Origin of the sequence: Microbacterium sp. LWH10-1.2 (genome assembly GCF_038397765.1) — a bacterium.
Classification (GTDB): Bacteria; Actinomycetota; Actinomycetes; order Actinomycetales; family Microbacteriaceae; genus Microbacterium; species Microbacterium natoriense.
Window position 1 is genome coordinate 2656666 of the sequence record NZ_CP151638.1, and the last position, 16930, is coordinate 2673595.

General features: G+C 69.2%; 21 protein-coding genes. 9 read left to right on the forward strand and 12 right to left on the reverse strand.

The features are described from left to right. Nucleotides 1-29: 29 nt before the first annotated feature. The 8 genes from MRBLWH10_RS12660 to MRBLWH10_RS12695 all read right to left on the reverse strand — a co-directional run bounded on the left by MRBLWH10_RS12660 (nucleotide 30) and on the right by MRBLWH10_RS12695 (nucleotide 4305). Complete coding sequence (locus MRBLWH10_RS12660) at nucleotides 30-839, reverse strand: basic amino acid ABC transporter substrate-binding protein (protein ID WP_341940131.1); 810 nt, start codon at nucleotides 837-839, stop codon at nucleotides 30-32. Between the two features lie 131 nt (nucleotides 840-970). Then, complete coding sequence (locus MRBLWH10_RS12665) at nucleotides 971-1273, reverse strand: Dabb family protein (protein ID WP_341940132.1); 303 nt, start codon at nucleotides 1271-1273, stop codon at nucleotides 971-973. Continuing rightward, complete coding sequence (locus MRBLWH10_RS12670; RefSeq protein ID WP_105675517.1) at nucleotides 1270-1557, reverse strand: glutaredoxin family protein; 288 nt, start codon at nucleotides 1555-1557, stop codon at nucleotides 1270-1272. Before MRBLWH10_RS12670 ends, MRBLWH10_RS12665 begins: the two co-directional genes overlap by 4 nt. Then, the gene (locus tag MRBLWH10_RS12675; protein WP_105675515.1) at nucleotides 1554-1856 is read right to left on the reverse strand and encodes a rhodanese-like domain-containing protein; all 303 of its coding nucleotides are present in this window, start codon (nucleotides 1854-1856) and stop codon (nucleotides 1554-1556) included. Before MRBLWH10_RS12675 ends, MRBLWH10_RS12670 begins: the two co-directional genes overlap by 4 nt. 81 nt (nucleotides 1857-1937) lie before the next feature. Next, nucleotides 1938-2036 (reverse strand): AURKAIP1/COX24 domain-containing protein, encoded by a 99-nt coding sequence (locus MRBLWH10_RS12680; protein WP_003792170.1) that lies wholly within the window; start codon nucleotides 2034-2036, stop codon nucleotides 1938-1940. A gap of 100 nt (nucleotides 2037-2136) precedes the next feature. After that, nucleotides 2137-2328, reverse strand: coding sequence for a helix-turn-helix domain-containing protein (locus MRBLWH10_RS12685; RefSeq protein WP_105675513.1), 192 nt, complete (start codon nucleotides 2326-2328; stop codon nucleotides 2137-2139). Nucleotides 2329-2403: 75 nt separating this feature from the next. Continuing rightward, nucleotides 2404-3333 carry a cyclase family protein gene (locus MRBLWH10_RS12690; protein ID WP_341940133.1) on the reverse strand — a complete coding sequence of 310 codons (930 nt, stop codon included), beginning with the start codon at nucleotides 3331-3333 and terminating at the stop codon, nucleotides 2404-2406. Between the two features lie 39 nt (nucleotides 3334-3372). Further along, complete coding sequence (locus MRBLWH10_RS12695; protein WP_341940134.1) at nucleotides 3373-4305, reverse strand: TetR/AcrR family transcriptional regulator; 933 nt, start codon at nucleotides 4303-4305, stop codon at nucleotides 3373-3375. A gap of 118 nt (nucleotides 4306-4423) precedes the next feature. On the opposite strand from MRBLWH10_RS12695, the gene MRBLWH10_RS12700 reads away from it, so the two are divergent. Both MRBLWH10_RS12700 and MRBLWH10_RS12705 read left to right on the forward strand, forming a co-directional pair. Then, a complete protein-coding gene (locus MRBLWH10_RS12700) occupies nucleotides 4424-5308 on the forward strand; it encodes an ATP-binding cassette domain-containing protein (protein ID WP_341940135.1) in 885 nt (294 codons plus the stop codon). Further along, a complete protein-coding gene (locus MRBLWH10_RS12705) occupies nucleotides 5305-6102 on the forward strand; it encodes an ABC transporter permease (RefSeq protein WP_341940136.1) in 798 nt (265 codons plus the stop codon). Before MRBLWH10_RS12700 ends, MRBLWH10_RS12705 begins: the two co-directional genes overlap by 4 nt. A gap of 222 nt (nucleotides 6103-6324) precedes the next feature. Here the strand turns inward: MRBLWH10_RS12705 and MRBLWH10_RS12710 are convergent, their stop codons facing one another. Next, nucleotides 6325-6741, reverse strand: coding sequence for a metalloregulator ArsR/SmtB family transcription factor (locus MRBLWH10_RS12710; RefSeq protein WP_105675503.1), 417 nt, complete (start codon nucleotides 6739-6741; stop codon nucleotides 6325-6327). A 106-nt stretch (nucleotides 6742-6847) separates the two neighbouring features. Here MRBLWH10_RS12710 and MRBLWH10_RS12715 point away from each other — a divergent pair, with 106 nt between their 5' ends. The 4 genes from MRBLWH10_RS12715 (at nucleotide 6848) to MRBLWH10_RS12730 (ending at nucleotide 11801) form a co-directional block, all read left to right on the forward strand. Continuing rightward, nucleotides 6848-8278, forward strand: coding sequence for a potassium transporter TrkG (locus MRBLWH10_RS12715; protein WP_105675501.1), 1431 nt, complete (start codon nucleotides 6848-6850; stop codon nucleotides 8276-8278). Further along, nucleotides 8271-8942: a TrkA family potassium uptake protein gene (locus MRBLWH10_RS12720; RefSeq protein WP_105675499.1), complete on the forward strand. Its 672-nt coding sequence runs from the start codon at nucleotides 8271-8273 to the stop codon at nucleotides 8940-8942. The genes MRBLWH10_RS12715 and MRBLWH10_RS12720 overlap by 8 nt, the downstream gene beginning before the upstream one ends. 508 nt (nucleotides 8943-9450) lie before the next feature. Next, nucleotides 9451-10227, forward strand: a complete 777-nt coding sequence (locus MRBLWH10_RS12725) for an ABC transporter ATP-binding protein (protein WP_105675497.1) — start codon at nucleotides 9451-9453, stop codon at nucleotides 10225-10227. Continuing rightward, on the forward strand, nucleotides 10209-11801 hold the full coding sequence (locus MRBLWH10_RS12730) for a hypothetical protein (protein ID WP_341940137.1): 1593 nt from the start codon (nucleotides 10209-10211) through the stop codon (nucleotides 11799-11801). The genes MRBLWH10_RS12725 and MRBLWH10_RS12730 overlap by 19 nt, the downstream gene beginning before the upstream one ends. 55 nt (nucleotides 11802-11856) lie before the next feature. On the opposite strand, the gene proC is transcribed toward MRBLWH10_RS12730, so the two are convergent. Continuing rightward, nucleotides 11857-12696 (reverse strand): pyrroline-5-carboxylate reductase, encoded by an 840-nt coding sequence (gene proC / locus MRBLWH10_RS12735; protein WP_341940138.1) that lies wholly within the window; start codon nucleotides 12694-12696, stop codon nucleotides 11857-11859. Between the two features lie 59 nt (nucleotides 12697-12755). Here proC and MRBLWH10_RS12740 point away from each other — a divergent pair, with 59 nt between their 5' ends. After that, nucleotides 12756-13727 carry a cation diffusion facilitator family transporter gene (locus tag MRBLWH10_RS12740; protein ID WP_223587055.1) on the forward strand — a complete coding sequence of 324 codons (972 nt, stop codon included), beginning with the start codon at nucleotides 12756-12758 and terminating at the stop codon, nucleotides 13725-13727. A gap of 249 nt (nucleotides 13728-13976) precedes the next feature. After that, nucleotides 13977-14624, forward strand: coding sequence for an alpha/beta hydrolase (locus MRBLWH10_RS12745; RefSeq protein WP_341940140.1), 648 nt, complete (start codon nucleotides 13977-13979; stop codon nucleotides 14622-14624). Between the two features lie 149 nt (nucleotides 14625-14773). On the opposite strand, the gene MRBLWH10_RS12750 is transcribed toward MRBLWH10_RS12745, so the two are convergent. Then, complete coding sequence (locus MRBLWH10_RS12750) at nucleotides 14774-15229, reverse strand: nucleoside deaminase (protein ID WP_341940141.1); 456 nt, start codon at nucleotides 15227-15229, stop codon at nucleotides 14774-14776. A gap of 80 nt (nucleotides 15230-15309) precedes the next feature. Here MRBLWH10_RS12750 and upp point away from each other — a divergent pair, with 80 nt between their 5' ends. Next, nucleotides 15310-15942, forward strand: coding sequence for a uracil phosphoribosyltransferase (upp, locus tag MRBLWH10_RS12755; protein WP_341940142.1), 633 nt, complete (start codon nucleotides 15310-15312; stop codon nucleotides 15940-15942). Between the two features lie 218 nt (nucleotides 15943-16160). On the opposite strand, the gene MRBLWH10_RS12760 is transcribed toward upp, so the two are convergent. Then, entirely contained in the window at nucleotides 16161-16928 is a 768-nt protein-coding gene (locus MRBLWH10_RS12760; protein WP_341940143.1) for a hypothetical protein, read from the reverse strand. Between the last annotated feature and the right edge of the window lie 2 nt (nucleotides 16929-16930).

Genomic DNA, 16930 nt, shown 5'->3' on the forward strand with positions numbered 1-16930 from the left:
CAAGGTCCTCTCGTGTCCTGTTCGCCCGCTCAGTTCGCGGTGAAGTAGGTGTCGTAGATCGTCTGGTACTCGCCGCTGTCGCGGAGATCCTTCAGCGCGCCGTTGACCGCCTCAACAAGTTTGGTCTTCTTGCCCTTCTCGAAGGCGAATCCGTAGCTCTCGTTGGTGATGTAGGTCTCGACGATCTTGTACGCACCGTCGGCCTTCTCGTGCTCGAGGTTCACCGGCTGGTCCTGCAGGATCGCATCGATCTGCCCCGCCTGCATGGCCGGCCAGAGGTCACCGTCGCCCTGGTACTGCACGATTTGCGCACCCTTGGCGTTCTCTTTCGCGTAGGCCTCTCCAGTGGTTCCCTGCTGGACGCCGACGTTCTTGCCGTCGAGGTCCTTGATGCTCTTGATGCCCGAGTCGGTGCGAACGAGCAGCGACTGCAGAGAGTCGTAGTACGGCTCGGAGAAGTCGATGTTCTTCTTGCGGTCGTCCGTGATGGTCATCGCCGACGCCCCCACATCGCAGGTGCCGGCCGCCAGGGTCGCACCCGACTGAAGCGCCTCGAAGCCCACGTCCTGGACCGAGATCTTGAGGTCCAGCTTCTTGGCGATCGCGCCAAGAAGATCCAGATCGAACCCGGTGTACTCGCCGTTGTCTCCTTCGAACTCGAAAGGAGCGTAGGGGATGTCGGAGCAGACGGTGAGCGTGCCCGCGTCGACGAGGCCGTACGGGTCGTCGGCCGCGTCGCCGCCAGAACCCGCACCGGTGGATCCGCCAGCACAGCCGGCGAGAGCGAGGGTGGCGGTCGCCACGAGGGCGAGCCCGGCGAAGATGTTGCGACGCTGCATGTCAGCTCCTGTGAGTCGGGGGCGGATCACGCCCACGTACGGGTAGGAGTTCATCTTGACATGCGGTCAGCGGACCGCACGACGGCTGAGGGCCTCAGCGCATCACATTTGTGTTGCAAGTGCGCGAGCGCTCAGACCTCGAAGTCGACGGCGACGCGCGACGACACCACCGAGCGGATGTACACGGCGACCTCCTCGTGCGCAGGGTGCACCTGGTACTGCTCGATCGCCTCGACCGAGTCGAAGTCGGCGACGAGCGTCACGTCCCAGTTCACGTCGGCGAACGCGACGTTCGCTCCCGCCGAGATCGAACGCAGCTGCGGCACGACGCCGTCGAGCGCGTTGAGCCGACGGGCGACCTCTGCGGCCCGCTCGGCGCGCGCGGCGCCGTCTTCAGCGGCGAGCTTCCAGCTCACGACATGGCGGATCGTCATTTCGACTCCTTCGATGCGTCACGGGTCACTGCCTCTTCGAGCGCGGCGCGCAGCCGGTCGGCCGACAGCCGCCAGTGGGCGTGCAGCTCTCCGTCGATCAGCACGACGGGGATCTTCTCCCACCACAGCTCATACAGGGCGGGGTCGTCGGCGATGGACGCCTCGACGATCTCGATGCTCTCGGCCGCGGCATCCGGAAGCTCGGCGACCACCGCATCGATGATCTCGGATGCCACGTCGCAGAGGTGGCAGTCGGGCTTGCCGATCAGGGTCAGCGTCGTCACGCCGACGGGACCTCGACCTCGCGGCCCTCCGCGATCCACTCGGCCGTGCCGCCGTCGACGTTCGTGACGTCGTAGCCGCGGCCCTCAAGCGCCTCCACGACGCGAGCCGAGCGCCCGCCGAGCTGGCAGATCACGTCGAACGCCTCAGCGGGAAGCTCCTCGAGACGGTTGCCGATCTCGGACATCGGGATGTTCACGGCCCCGGGGACGTGACCTGCGGCGAACTCATTCGCCTCGCGCACATCGATGAGCGGGGTGTTCGCACGGGCGGCGAGCTCGGCGACGGTGATCGACTTCATGGCATCCTCCTGGCGGTGTGGCGAGACGCGGGCAGAGACACAAAGCGCCCGTCCGGAGACAGGCGCTCGGTGTCTGGCCGCTTACTTCTTGTTGCGGCGCTGGTGGCGAGTCTTACGAAGCAGCTTGCGGTGCTTCTTCTTCGCCATGCGCTTGCGGCGCTTCTTGATGACAGAACCCACGGAAACCTCACTAAGTCAGGGGCTGGGCGTCGCACGTGGCGGACACCCGGGTACGGGCACGGAAAAATGCCTCGGAACAGTCTAGCAAACCAGCGGAGTGCTATCCGACGTCGGCGATCGGACGCTGCAGAGCCTCTGCGACAGCCGACTCGGGGACGCGGAAACTGCGCCCGAAGCGGATCGCCGGCAGCTCCCCCGCATGCACCAGCCGATAGACGGTCATCTTCGACACACGCATGAGTTCGGCGACCTCGGCCACCGTCAGGAACTTGACGTCAGGAACTTCGGGCATCCCACGTACCCCTTTCTCGATGTGCACACTCTATGTGTTGCCTGGGACGTGTGTAAACCCATGTGGCCCCTGTGATCAGTGGGACGGTCCCACGGTCGCGAACGCCCGCACGGGGAATGTGCCGAACCCACGCACCGCCGGCGGAGCCGCCGTGAACCGCGCACCCCGCGCCGGGACCTCGTCGAGGTTCGTCAGATGCTCCACCACGTGGACTCCGGCGGCGAGCAGGATGCTGTGGGCCGGCCGCTCCCCTCCGTTCTCCGTGTCGTCGATGTTGAGCGCGTCGATCCCGACGAGACGGACCCCCTCGTCGACGAGGAACCGCGCGCCCTCCTCGGTGAGGAACGGAGAGCCCGCGCCGTACTCCGGGGCGCCGAAGAAGCGGCTCCACCCGGTGTCGAGGAGCACGGCGCTTCCGGAGAGCTCCCTGTCGGCGAGGGTGGCCGCGCCGATCCCTCGGCGGTCGGCGGTCCAGGCGTCGCGCAGGTGGAAGACCTCGGCGCGGAGTCCGACGAGCCCGCTCAGCTCCAGCGAGGCGAGGTCTCCGCCGTCGGCGTAGCGGTGGTACGGGGAGTCGAGGTACGTGCCGGTGTTGCCGATCATCGTGATGATGTCCATGGCGAACTCCGTGCCCGGCGCGTACTTCGCTCTGGAGTCCTCGCGGGTCAGATGCGGGGTGATCGTCGGCGCCGGAAGGCCGGGATAGGTGATGACACCGGCCTCGATGGGATGGCTGAGGTCGATCACCCTCAGTTCCTCGACCGGAACGGCATCCACTCCTCTGCTGCCGCGATGAGGCTCCTCGACGATGCGCACCCCGCTGAGCTCGACCTCGCCCACGAGCGCGAGGCCCAGGTGCTTCACCAGCAACGCGGCGATCTCGGCCTCGGCCAGTTCCGGACCAGGCAGGTCGAGCCGGAAGCCCTCCCCGCTCATCCCCCCGCCGTTGGCGAACGAGATCGAGAAGTCGAAGTGGGCGCGGTGCTCGACGGGTGCGGTGGCCATGAGCACATCATGGCAAAGGCGGGAATCGGGACGGGCCGATCAGCCGACCTTCTTCGCCTTCGCCAGACGCTCCCCCGCCTCGCGCAGCGCCTGGCGTTCGGTCTTGCGGGCCGCTCGCAGTGCCTTCTCCGCCTCCCTGACCGCCTTCTGCGCCTCCTTCAGGCGGCGGTCACCCGCGAGCTCTGCAGGATCGAGGTGGATCCAGTCCTGTGCGTCCCCGTGCGGTTCGCCGCGATCGAGGTCCGCGATGTAAGCGGCCACGCCATCGAGGAGCCTCTCGACGCCGAACCGGAAAGGGTCGGCCGTCGAGGTGAAGATCCCCTCGTCGATAGCGCGACGGAGCGCAGGGAAACCCTCGGCGTCGATGACCCGGTCGTAGAGCGCCGCCTCGCGCTCGGCGACCTCGTCTGCGGAGAGCCCCGTGCCCCGAGCCTGCTCGGTGTACCCCGCCTGCACGATCCCGCACCACCGCGCGTCGCCCGTGACCGCGAGAGCGACGGCGAGCCGCTCCTCCGCTGTCAGCGGCGTCTGCCCGAGGGCCGCGAGACTCGCGTCGAGCCAGGCGGAGCTGTTCGGGGTGATCGGCGATCCGTTGATCGGCAGCGACAGCATCCACGGATGCCGGAGGTAGAGCAGCACCTGGGCCTCGAACAGCGCACGCAGGCGATCCCGCCAGCCGTCGTGGTCGAGATGCGACTCGGGCGGGAGGCCGGTGGCCTGCTCCTGCATGAGCAGCAGCAGGTCGTCCTTCGCGCTGACGTAGCGGTACAGCGACATCGGCGTGAAGCCGAGCTTCGCTGCCACGGCGGCCATGGAGACCGCGCCGATGCCCTCGGCGTCCGCCAGGTCGACCGCCGCGTCGACGATGCGCTCGACGCTCATCTCCCGCTTCGGGCCGCGCTGCGGATTCGCCGCGACGCCCCAGGCGAGGGCGATGCCCCGCGGCAGCTCCGGTGCTTCGTTCTCGGTCATGGAGCCATCCTACTTCTGTTTATTAAATAAACAGTGTGTTATGGTCATACACAGTTGCGTTGGGCATACACAGTTTCCGCCCGGCGTGGAGTCCATCACAGACGGAAGGGAAGACACGATGACAACCGCCATCGACGTGCACGGGCTGCGCATCGCCTTCGGAGACAGGACCGTCGTCGACGGCCTGGACTTCTCGGTAGAGCGCGGCGAGGTGTTCGCCCTGCTCGGCCCCAACGGGGCGGGCAAGACCACCACCATCAACATCCTCACCACCCTCATCGCACCGGATGCCGGAACAGCGACGGTCGCCGGCTACGACGTCGGCACGCAGCGCACCGAGGTGCAGCAGCGCATCAGCCTCACCGGGCAGTCGGCCGCAGTCGACGATGCCCTCACGGCGACCGAGAACGTGGCGATGTTCGCGCGCCTCGCCGGTCTCGACCGTGCGGCGGCACGGCTGCGCGCCGAGGAGCTGCTGGCGCGGTTCGACCTCGTCGACGCCGCCGATCGTGTCGTCCGCACCTTCTCCGGCGGGATGCGCAGACGGCTCGATCTCGCCCTCAGCTTCGTCGTCACCCCCGAGGTGCTGTTCCTCGACGAGCCGACCACCGGCCTCGACACCCGCAGCCGACGAGACCTGTGGGACATCATCCGCTCCCTCGCCGCCGCAGGCACCACCGTCTTCCTCACCACGCAGTATCTGGAGGAGGCCGACCAGCTCGCCGATCGCATCGCCGTGCTGCACGACGGTCGGATCGCCGCACTCGGGACGCCCTCCGCGCTCAAGGCGCGCATCGGCGGAGACACCGTGGAACTTCACGACGAGCGCGGAGAGCTGCTGAACGCGATCCCCACCGACGGCAGCGTCGCCGACCTGCGGCGAGCGCTCGACCAGCTCGCCGACGCCGCGGCCGACGGGGTCGTCACCCTGCGTCGCCCCGCCCTCGACGACGTCTTCCTCGCCGTCACCTCCGGAGCCGCGAACGTGGAGGAGCACGCATGAGCACCGCATCCCCCGCCATCGCGCCCCGTCCTCCCCTGCGCGGCTTCGCCGCCGAGTCGGTCTTCGTCGGCAGGAGCCTGCGTCACTCCCTCCGCGACGGCGAATCGCTGCTCATGGCGATCATGCTGCCCGTGACGCTCATGCTCATGTTCACGTGGGTGTTCGGCGGGGCGATCGATCCGTCCGGCGCCTACGTCGACTACGTCGTTCCCGGCATCATCCTGACCTGCGCGGGCTATGGAGCGGCATCCACCGCCGTCTACGTCGCGAACGACATGCGCAGCGGCATCATCGACAGATTCCGGACCATGCCGCTGAGGGCCAGCGCCGTGCTCACCGGCCATGTGGTCGCCAGCCTGCTCCGCAACCTGCTGGCGACGGCGGTCGTGATCGGCGTCGGGGTCCTCGTCGGCTTCAGGCCCGAGGCCTCGTTCGCGGAGTGGACGGGGGCGGCCGCCCTCATCGCGCTGTACATCCTGGCGATCACATATCTGTTCGCCGCGATCGGACTCGCGGCGGGAAGCCCCGAGGGCGCGAACGGCTACGGATTCGCCCTGCTGTTCCTGCCCTATCTCTCCAGCGCGTTCGTCCCGGTGGCGAGCATGCCGTCGTGGCTGCAGCCGGTGGCGGCGCATCAGCCGATCACCCCGATCGTGGACTCCCTCCGCGGGCTCCTCACCCACGCTCCCCTGCACGCGGAGCCGCTGTGGGCGATCGGCTGGTGCGTGCTCATCCTCGTCGTGGCCGTGCTGTGGGGGTCCTGGCTGTTCCGCCGGAAGGCCGCGCGGCGGTGAGGATTCACTCGCGCCCGCCACAGCAAAGGCATAGGAATCGTCCCGGATCCGCACAGTCAGCTCTGGGAGCCTGACACCACGGTCCGAGCCGGGCACTGCTCGGACCGCCGCGGATATGGGGTCCGCACGACGCCCCTGATGACAAGCCCCCTGTCGTCAGGGGCGTCGCCGTCTCGGCGAGTCCTCCGATCGGCGGCGCCGTTCGGAGGACGACGGATGCCGTCAGGCGCTGAGCCTCTTGAGGGCGTTCGCGACGACGTGCTTGGCGGAGGCGGCCGCTCGTCCGACGACCTCGGCGGCATGCGCCGCCCCGTCGGGAAGGGGCTGACCGGGGTAGTCGATGTCGGGCGCGTCGTCGCCGTAGGCGTCCACCAGGAACGGGACCAGCCAGTCGTCGACCGCTCCGAGCGGCTCGACGGCCAGGCTGTAGAACCGGCGCTGGCCGTCTTCACGCACGTTCACGAGCTCCGCGTCCCTCAGCACCTTCAGGTGCTTCGACACGGTGGGCTGACTGATGCCGAGGTCGGCGACGATCTGGCTCACACTGATGCCGGATTCTCCCTCGTCGCCGCGGCGCAGAAGGAGCTGGAGGATGTCGCGCCTCGTACCGTCTGCGATCACGTCGAAGATGTCCGTCATGAGTTCAGGCTAGTCGTCCGCGGCACGGAGTACCATGACGAAGGCCTGTCGAGCAGGTCTCTCGACCCGCACGAGGCGGTGAGGGCGAACACGGGAAGGGGAGGCGATGTCGGGCATCGCATCGGGTTCGTCCCCGCGACGTCGTCTCGAAGGCCTGGCAGGCCGCGCACGCCACATCATCACCTCGTCGCCGTCGCGCTTCGCCATCGTCGTGTTCGCACTGCTCATCCTGGTGTTCACGGTGCTGCTGTCGCTGCCGATCGCCTCGGCCAAGGGCGAGGTCACCCCGCTCAGCGACGCGCTGTTCACCGCCGTGTCCACCATCTGCGTGACCGGCCTCGCGACCGTCGACATGGCCTCGCACTGGTCTCCGTTCGGCCATGTGCTCGTCTTCATCGGCGTGAACGTCGGCGCACTCGGCGTGCTGACCCTCGCATCGCTCATGGGCATGCTCATCTCGAAGCGCCTCGGGCTCAGGGCCAAGCTCATGGCCGCGGGAGACACCAATCCGATGCGCGCGCACGGCGGCGTGGTGAACGAGAGCCAGACCGTGCGTCTCGGCGAGGTCGGCCAGTTGCTGATGACCGTCGCTATCTCCGCGCTCGTCATCGAGGGCTCCCTCGCGATCCTGCTCTACCCCGCGCTCGTCATGGCGGAGGTCGATCCGATCGCCGCGCTGTGGGAGGCGCCGTACTACGCGGCCATGGCGTTCACGAACACCGGTTTCGCGCCGAACGCCGGCGGCGTCGCGGTGTTCGCCGACGACTACCTCGTGCTCACGCTGCTGATGACCGGCGTGTTCCTCGGAAGCATCGGCTTCCCCGTGATCTACACGCTGGCCAAGCACGTGTGGCACGTGAAGAAGTGGTCGCTGCACACCAAGCTCACGCTCGTCACCACGGTGCTGCTGTTCTTCCTCGGCGCGGCCGTCTTCCTCATCCTCGAGTACAACAACCCGAAGACGTTCGGGTCGATGGATGCCGCCGACACCACCTTCCAGGCCTTCTTCCTGTCTGCCATGACCCGCTCCGGCGGCTTCAATGTGATCGACATGGCCGACCTCAACGGATCCTCGCTGCTCGCGGCATCCATGCTGATGTTCGTCGGCGGCGGCTCGGCATCCACGGCCGGCGGCATCAAGGTGACCACTCTCGCGGTCCTCGCCATCGCGGTGTGGTCGGAGGCGAAGGGACGGCAGTCGGTCGAGGCGTTCGGCCGCCGCATCCCGAGCGACGTGCAGCGTGTCGCGCTCAGCGTCGTCGCCTGGGGCGCCACGATCGTCGCGCTCTCGACGATCATCATCGCGCAGATCACGAAGGACGACATCAGTCACGTCCTGTTCGACGTGATCTCGGCGTTCGCGACCGTCGGCCTGTCGTCAGGCCTCACGGAGACGCTGCCGGACTCGGGCTCCTACGTTCTCGCGGCGACCATCTTCATGGGCCGCGTTGGTACAGTGACTCTCGCCGCGGCAGTCGCCGCGACGTCGCGATCGCAGTATTACTCGCTGCCCGTGGAAAGGCCGATCGTTGGTTGAAGTCCTCCGGGGCGACGCTCCCGTCCTCGTCATCGGCCTCGGCCGGTTCGGCGCCGCGTGCGCCGGTGAGCTCGACCGCCTCGACCGCGAGGTGCTCGCGATCGACGACAACCTCGAGCTCGTGCAGAAGTGGTCCGACCGGGTCACGCACACGGTGCAGGCCGACGCCAAGAACATCGACGCGCTGCGCCAGATCGGCGCCCAGGACTTCCAGGTCGCGGTCGTCGCGGTCGGCTCCTCGATCGAGGCGTCCGTCCTGATCACGGCCAACCTCGTCGACCTCAAGGTGCCGCAGATCTGGGCCAAGGCCGTCTCACAGTCGCACGGCAAGATCCTCGCCCGCGTCGGCGCCAACCACGTCATCTACCCGGAGCGCGAGGCTGGCGAGCGCGTCGCGCACCTGGTGTCCGGTCGCATGCTCGACTTCATCCGATTCGACGACGACTTCGTGCTGGCCAAGATGTACCCGCCGAAGTTCATCCGCGGCGTCGGACTGAACGAGTCGGGCGTCCGCACGAAGTACAAGGTCACCGTGGTCGGCGTGAAGAGCCCCGGCAAGCCGTTCCGCTACGCCGAGGCGAACACGATCGTCACGAACCACGACCTCATCATCGTGTCGGGAACCAACGTCGACATCGAACGGTTCGCCGCGCTCGACCGCTGAGCCCCGGCATCCTTCCGGAGCGGGTCTCCGCGCTGCGCGCGCGATGGCCTCCGAGCCCCTGGCCCCCGCCCGGCATCCCGAACTCCGGCCGACCGCCCCAGATCCGGAAACTCCAGCACCCGCCAACCGGAACCCGGTCGATCGTCCGGAAACGGGCCGACCATCCGGCATCCCGGGACCCGGTCAACCGCCCCAAATCCGGAAACTCCAGCACCCGCCAACCAGAACCCGGCCGATCATCCGGAAACGGAACCCGGCCGATCATCCGGCATCCCGAGACCCGGCCGACCGCCCGAGACCCGTAAACTCCAGCACCCGCCAACCGGAACTCGGCCGATCATCCGGAACCCGGCCGACCACCCGGCATCCCGGAACCCAGCCGATCATCCGGAAACGGGACGATCGCCGCGGCGCGACCGCGGGATGCCGAGGCGCGGAGGAACTCCCGGTCCGGATATCCCCCGCTCGGCGGATGCCTCTGCGTCCGCCTCCGTGGTGGGATGGGGGCATGACCGACCAGACAGCGGCCCCTCCCGTCCTCGCCCTCCGCGGCCTGCGCAAGCAGTTCGGCCAGAAGGTGGCGGTCGACAACCTGTCGCTCGATGTACCCGCTGGCACCATGCTGGGCCTTCTCGGCCCCAACGGCGCGGGCAAGACCACGACGCTCTCGATGACGACGGGTCTGCTGCGCCCTGACGCCGGAACCGCCTGGATCCTCGGGGTCGACGTGTGGCAGAACCCCGCGGAGGCGAAGGCGCGCATGGGGGTCCTGCCCGACGGCATCCGGATGCTCGACCGCCTCACCGGCGCCGAGCTCCTGCGCTACAGCGGACTGCTCCGGGGGATGCCGGAGGCGGAGGTCGTGTCGCGCGCCGCGGAGCTGCTCGACGCCCTGGGACTGACGGATGCGGGCGACACCCTCGTCGTGGACTACTCCGCGGGCATGCGCAAGAAGATCGGTCTCGCCTGTGCGCTGATCCACGCCCCTCGGCTCCTCATCCTCGACGAGCCGCTCGAAGCGGTGGACCCGGTGTCGGGAGAGACGATCAGGCAGATCCTCCGCGCCTTCGTGAACGGCGGCGGCACGGTGGTGCTGTCGAGTCACGTGATGGAGCTCGTCGAGTCCATGTGCGACCGGGTCGCGATCGTCGCGGAAGGCCGTCTGCTCGCGGACGGCACGCTCGACGAGGTCCGCGCAGGGATGAGCCTGCAGCAGCGCTTCCTGTCGCTGGTCGGCGCGCACGAGCTCGGATCGGAGACGCTGTCATGGTTGCGCTCCTCGTAAGCCTGCGGTGGCGCCAGCTGGGCCATCAGCTCCGTCGCAACCCGTGGATGATCGTGACGCTGATCATCACAGGGATGATGGCGCTCGGGTTCCTCGCGCTGCTCGCGTTCGGTCTCGTCGCGATGCGGATCGCTGCCCCCGATACCGCCGTCACGGTCATGGTCATCACCGGCGCGATCATCGTCGCCGGCTGGTGGCTCGGATCGCTGCTCGTGAGCGCGGACGACTCCCTCGCTCCCGAGCGATTCGCACTGCTGCCGGTGACCGCCTCCGCGCTCCTCCCCGGAATGGTCGTCGCCGGCGCCACCACGATCGGCGGAATCGGCACCGCGATCGCCCTCGTGCTCATGCTGCTGGGGTGGTCGGTCAACGCGTTCGCCCTCATCGCCGGGCTCATCACGATCCCCCTGGCCCTCGCGACCTGCGTGCTCGGCGCGCGCGTCATCAGCGGGCTCCTCGCGGGGTGGCTCGCCCGGCGCCGCACCCGCGACCTGGTCGTGACGCTCGGCGTGCTGCTCGCGGCATCCTCCGGGCTGCTGATCAACCTCGCGCTCAGCGCCTTCCGGCAGATGGGCGATGTGGGATCGGCCTTCTCCGGCGCCGCGGACGCCCTCGCCTGGACACCGCTCGCCGCCGTGTTCGGCGTGCCTGCGGCGCTCGTCGACGGCGACATCGGCACCGCGGGACTGCGGATGCTGATCGCCCTCGCCACGGTCGTCGTGTTCTGGTTCGCGGCGCGGGCCCTGCTCGCGGCACGGCTGGTGGCCCCGATCCAGGGCAGCGGCGGCGGCCGGGTGCGCTCGGGCGGCCTCGTCGACCGGATGCTGCCCGCCACAGCGGTGGGAGCGATCGCCGCGCGCACGCTCCGCTACTTCCGCCGTGATCCTCGTCAGGTCATCAACGTGGTCATGATGCTGCTCCTGCCGGCGATCCTGATCGGGGTCGTCTTCATGAACGGCCTGCAGGACGAGCAGATCGGCTTCGGTCCGGTGATCACGCTGGTCCCCGCGATCAACGCGCTGATGATCGGCACCATCATGCAGATGGCGATCGCCTACGACAACGATGCGGTCGCCATGCACATCCTCACCGGGGTGAGCGGCACCGTCGACCGCTTCGGGCGACTGCTCGGCTTCGCGATCATCGCCGTGCCGCTCACTCTCGTGCTCTGCGTCGCCAGCTGCGTGCTGGCAGGACGTATCGACCTGCTGCCGGGAAGCCTGGGGGCTGCGCTCGGACTGGGGGCGGTGTCGGCAGGCGCCGGCGCGTGGGCGGGGAGCTTCCTGCCCGGGCGTGCGCCGGCCCCGGAGGCCAACCCGTTCGGACGCGGGTCGTCGGGCGGCGTGCAGTCGCTCATCGCGATGATGGTGATGTCGCCGATCACGCTGATCCTCGGCGCTCCGGCGCTCGGGTTCGCGATCGCCGCGTTCTGGGTGCCGCCGCTCGGCTGGGTGAGCCTGGTGTGCGGACTCGTGATCGGCGCCGCCGCCGTGTGGGGCGGGGCCGTCCTGGGCGGACGAGTGCTCGACGGCCGCTGGCCGCAGGTCCTCGCCGAGGTGTCGAGCGAGGCGTAGCCGCGGCGGCCACCGCCCTGATCTCGAGCGGTCCTCCGTCGCAGGGAGCCGTGGATCAGGCTCCGGCCGCGAGCTCCTTGGCGCGGGCCAGCGCCGCCGCGGCAGCATCGGCGAAGGTCCGGTCGAGGTGCGCATCCTGCAGCACCGCGATCGCGCGCTCGGTCGTGCCCTTGGGGCTCGTGACCCGGCGGCGCAGCTCGGCGGGGTCCTCCCCCGATGCGTCGAGGAGCGCGGTCGCCCCGATGAAGGTCTGCTCCGCCATCAGGCGCGCGTCGGCCTCTGCGAAACCCAGATCGACCGCCGCCGCTGTCAGCTTCTCGATCAACAGGAACACGTACGCGGGTCCGGAGCCCGAGATGGTGGAGAGCGCGTCGATCTGCGACTCCGGCACCTCGATCACGGCGCCGACGGTCTCGAACATGCGACGGACCTCGGCGAGATCGGACTCCGTGACCGCAGCCCCGGCGGCGAGTCCGGTGACCGCCTTGCCGACGGTCGCGGGGGTGTTCGGCATCGAGCGGATGACACGCGCCTCGGCGCCGAGCACATCGGCGAAGGTCTCCAGGGTGACCCCGGCGGCGATGCTGACGACGATCGCCTCCGGCTTCAGGTGCGGCCCGATCTCGCGGAGCAGGTCCGGCACCATCGCGGGCTTCACGCCGACGATGACGATGCCGGCGGATGCCGCGGCGTCGAGGTTCCCGGTCGGATGCCCGTCGAGGGCGATGCTGGTGACGCCCGGCATCCCCTCCAGCGTCGCCGCGCTCTGCGCGGTGCGGTTGGTCGCGGTGATCCCGCCGTCGACCGCGATGCCCGAGGCGACGACGCCGCGGAGGATCGCCCCTCCCATGGAACCGGCACCGAGAAAAGCGATCGAGGGAAGCGCGTCAGTCATGTCGTCATCCTACGGCGGCTCGCCGCTGATCCCTCGGGGAGGAGATCTAGACTCGTCCCATGAGTGCATCCGGCGGCAGCAGAGCAATCATCGCGGCGTTCCTGGCGAACCTGGGCATCGCGCTCGCGAAGTTCATCGCGTGGGCGCTGTCGGGCTCGGCCTCGATGCTCGCCGAGGCGATCCACTCCGTCGCCGACTCCGGCAACCAGCTGCTCCTCATGTTCGGCGGGCGCAAGGCTCAGCGCCAGGCCGACCGCGAGCATCCCTTCGGCTACGGCCGGGAGCGCTACGTCTCCGCGTTCGTGGTGTCGATCATCCTGTTCTCGGTCGGCGGCGTCTTCGCGATCTACGAGGGCGTCGACAAGCTGCGCCACCCGCACGAGCTCGACCCGGTGTGGTGGTGGCTACCGATCGTGGTGCTGCTCGTCGCGATCGTGCTCGAATCGGTCTCCCTGCGCACCGCGGTGAAGGAGAGCAACCTGGTGCGCGAGAAGGGGCAGTCGTGGGTGTCGTTCGTGCGCCGCGCGAAGGCCCCCGAGCTCCCCGTCGTGCTGCTCGAAGACACCGGAGCCCTCACCGGCCTGGCGTTCGCGCTGCTCGGCGTCGGCCTCACCGTCATCACGGGCAACCCGCTCTTCGACGCCCTCGGCACCGTCATGATCGGTCTGCTTCTCGTGGCCATCGCGATCGTGCTCGGCATCGAGACCAAGAGCCTGCTGGTCGGCGAGGGCGCGAACCCCGCCGACTACGACCGCATCGTCGACGCCGTCAACGAGGGTCCCGAGGTGGAGAAGATCATCCACATGAAGACCCTGTACCTCGGCCCTGACGAGCTGATGGTCGCGGCAAAGATCGCGCTGAGCGCCGACAAGCCGCTGCGCGAGGTCGCCGACGACATCGACGAGATCGAGGCGCGCATCCGTGCGGCGCTTCCGATCGCCCGCGTGATCTACATCGAGCCCGACGTGTACCGTCCGGCGATCGACCCGCAGCCGTCGACCGATGTGTTCGTGCTGAAGTCCTCGGACTGATCGTGCCGGTGCGGGACGAGCTGAGGTCCGCGCTCGCGCGCCCCGACCTGCCGGTCGAGACGCGGACGAAGATCCAGCACGTCCAATCCGTGCTGGACGCCGACTCGCAGGCGCGGCTGGAGTCCTTCACGATCCTCGACGGCCGACCCTACGCCGTCGTCTCCTTCGGCGATCCGAGCACGGCCGACCTCGTCGTGTACCTGCTGCACGGCATCGACACGGACCTCGCGTCCTTCCCCGAGTGGGCGGATGCCGCGCAGCGACTGTGCATCGACATCATCCGCACGTGCGTGGCGCGGCGAGCCGCGCAAGGTCGCGACCGTCGCCTGGTTCGCGTGGGACTCCGGAACACACGTCACGGCGCTCGCGACGAAGCACGCGACCATCGGCGCCGCCCGGCTGTCGGTCGACATCGATCGGCTGATCGTGCGGAATCCCGGCGCCCACATCGCCGCCGTCGCCTACTCGTACTCGACGACCCTGCTCGGCGAGATGTTCGCGCTGAACATCGCCGACGAGGTCCACACGGCGTTCTGCATCGCCTCGGCCGGCGTCACCCACGCCGCGAGCACGGCGATCGAGGACGCGATCGAACGAGAAGAGGTCGTGGTCTACGCCACCGAGGGCGCCGGCGACGGCGTCGCGCCGATGGGACGGCTCGGCAACCACCCGATCGATCCGCGCGACATCCGCGGCGTCATCGTGTACGACTCCGACGGCGGCGAGGCACCGGGCATCGACGGCGGTGTGGTCGCGGGGGTCCCCGTCGAGGGCCACGCCTCCCAGACCGCGGTCGACGAACGAGGCATCCGGCACCCCGGCTATTTCGACGAGCGCGCGCAGTCGTACCTGACGCTGGTCGCTCGCCTGGCGGACGCCGTCACGACCGCTCTCTGACGCTGGCGCGGGGTGCCGGGGCAGAGCCCGGGCGGGTGCCGGGGCAGAGCACGGGCGGGTACCGGGCAGAGCACGCGCAGAGCACGGGCAGAGCCCGGGGATCAGATCGCTCGGCGTGATTGCGGGTACTGCACTCAGCGCCGCTTCGCTCAGCGCCGCTGCTCGAAGAAGGAGCGGAGAAGACCGGTCGCGGCATCCGCCTCGACGCCCCCGATGACCTCGGCCCGGTAGGGCAGTCGGCGGTCGCGCAGCACGTCGTACGTGGAGCCGGCGGCTCCGGCCTTGTCGTCCCAGGCTCCGAACACGACGCGCGAGATGCGCGACTGCAGGATCGCCCCTGCGCACATGACACAGGGTTCGAGGGTGACGACGAGGGTGCATCCGTCGAGATTCCAGGAGCCGATGGATGCCGCCGCTCCGCGGAGCGCGTTCACCTCCGCATGGCCCGTGGGATCGTGCGTGGCCTCTCGGTCGTTGCGCCCTTCGGCGAGAACGCGTCCTTCCACATCGAGGACCACGGCTCCGACGGGGATCTCATCGGCTGCGGCGGCCTCGGCGGCGAGCTCCAGGGCACGCGTCATCGCACGGTCGTCGGCGGAGGTCATGGGATGAGCCTACGGCGCGCGGCGCGGGTGCCGCGGCATCCGATGTCGTGCGGGGCTGTGCGGCGCATTAGCCTGTATCCATGCGCGTTCACGTTGCCGACCACCCTCTCATCACCCACAAGCTCTCGGTGCTGCGCGACGAGCGCACCCCGTCGCCGGTGTTCCGCCAGCTCACGGAGGAGCTCGTGACGCTGCTCGCCTACGAGGCGACGCGCAACGTGCGGGTCAGCCCCATCGAGATCACCACCCCGGTGACGAAGACGATGGGCGTCAAGATCTCTGAGCCCCGGCCCATCGTGGTGCCGATCCTGCGCGCCGGCCTCGGCATGCTGGAGGGTCTCGTCACGCTGCTGCCGACCGCCGAGGTCGGGTTCCTCGGCATGGTCCGCGATGAGGAGACCTTCGAGCCGACGACCTACGCCGAGCGTCTCCCCGACGACCTCAGCGACCGCCAGTGCTTCGCGATCGACCCGATGCTCGCCACCGGCGGCTCGCTCGCCGCGGCGATCCAGTTCCTCTTCGACCGCGGAGCCAAGGATGTCACCGCGATCTGCCTGCTCGGCACCCCCGAGGGAGTCGCCGCGATCGAGGCGCTCGTCGGCGACCGCGACGTCACCCTGGTGCTGGGCGCTCTCGACGAGCGGCTCAACGAGAAGGGCTACATCGTCCCCGGTCTCGGCGACGCCGGAGACCGCCTGTACGGCACCGTCTGACCCTCGGGCCCAATTGCGGCTTCCGCGTCGCAGCAGAGCTGCGTTGGGGAGCAGGCGGAGGCGCCGCCGCGGAGCTACCAACGGGCCGGGTCTGAGACCGACGCTCGGGCAGGGCTGCAGAGCGGCGCCCGGTTCAGACGCTCGGGCACGCCCACAGAGCTGGGCACCGAGAGCGGGCGGAGGCGTCGCAGCAGAGCTGCGCTCGGGCGGGGCCGGAGTCAGACGCTCAGCCGGTACGCGCGCTCGTCTCCGTAGTGCCGGAATCCCGCTCGTTCGAGGATCGGCGCGGACGTCGAGATCCTGCCCTTCACGAGCGCGGTCGTCGCGCCGAGCTCGGCGCTCGCTCGGAGCCGCTCCGCCAGGACCGCCCGATACGCGCCGCGGCCTCGAGCCCGCTCCAGGGTCGCGGCACCCCACAGGCGGGTGAAGCCTTCGACGATCGTGCAGCCGCCGGTGCTCACGGCCTCGTCGTCGAGTCGGCCGAGCACGCGCACGCCTTCTGCGGCTTCAAGCCCGGCGACCACCTCCGCCAGCTCGATGCGCAGTCCGTCCTCGTCGAGCGGCGACTGCTCCCACACCGGCACGTTGATCGCGTCCACTTCGCGCACCTGCTCCAGCGTGCGGACCACCTCGGCGGTGACTCCGCTCGGAACGTCGATCGCGAGCTGATCGATCGCGAGGGCGAACACGGCGACCGTATCCTCGTGCAGGGCGCCGCGGCGGCGCAGCTCCTCCTCGAGGTCAGGGCTGTCGGACGGATTCGTCCAGAAGGTCAACTGCGACTCGCCCCATGCTCGGGTCTTCTCGACAGCACGATCGAGAACCGCGGCGGCGCTCGACGCCGAGCTGACCTGGGAGCCGCGCACACCGCCTCCGAACCGTTCGGGGTACCTCACCAGCAGCAGGTCTTCCCGCACGTGCTCGCTGTCGCGCGGCAGCCAGGCCCAGGCGGCGGCCGCGCGAAGGATGTCGTCCGTCGTGTGCATCG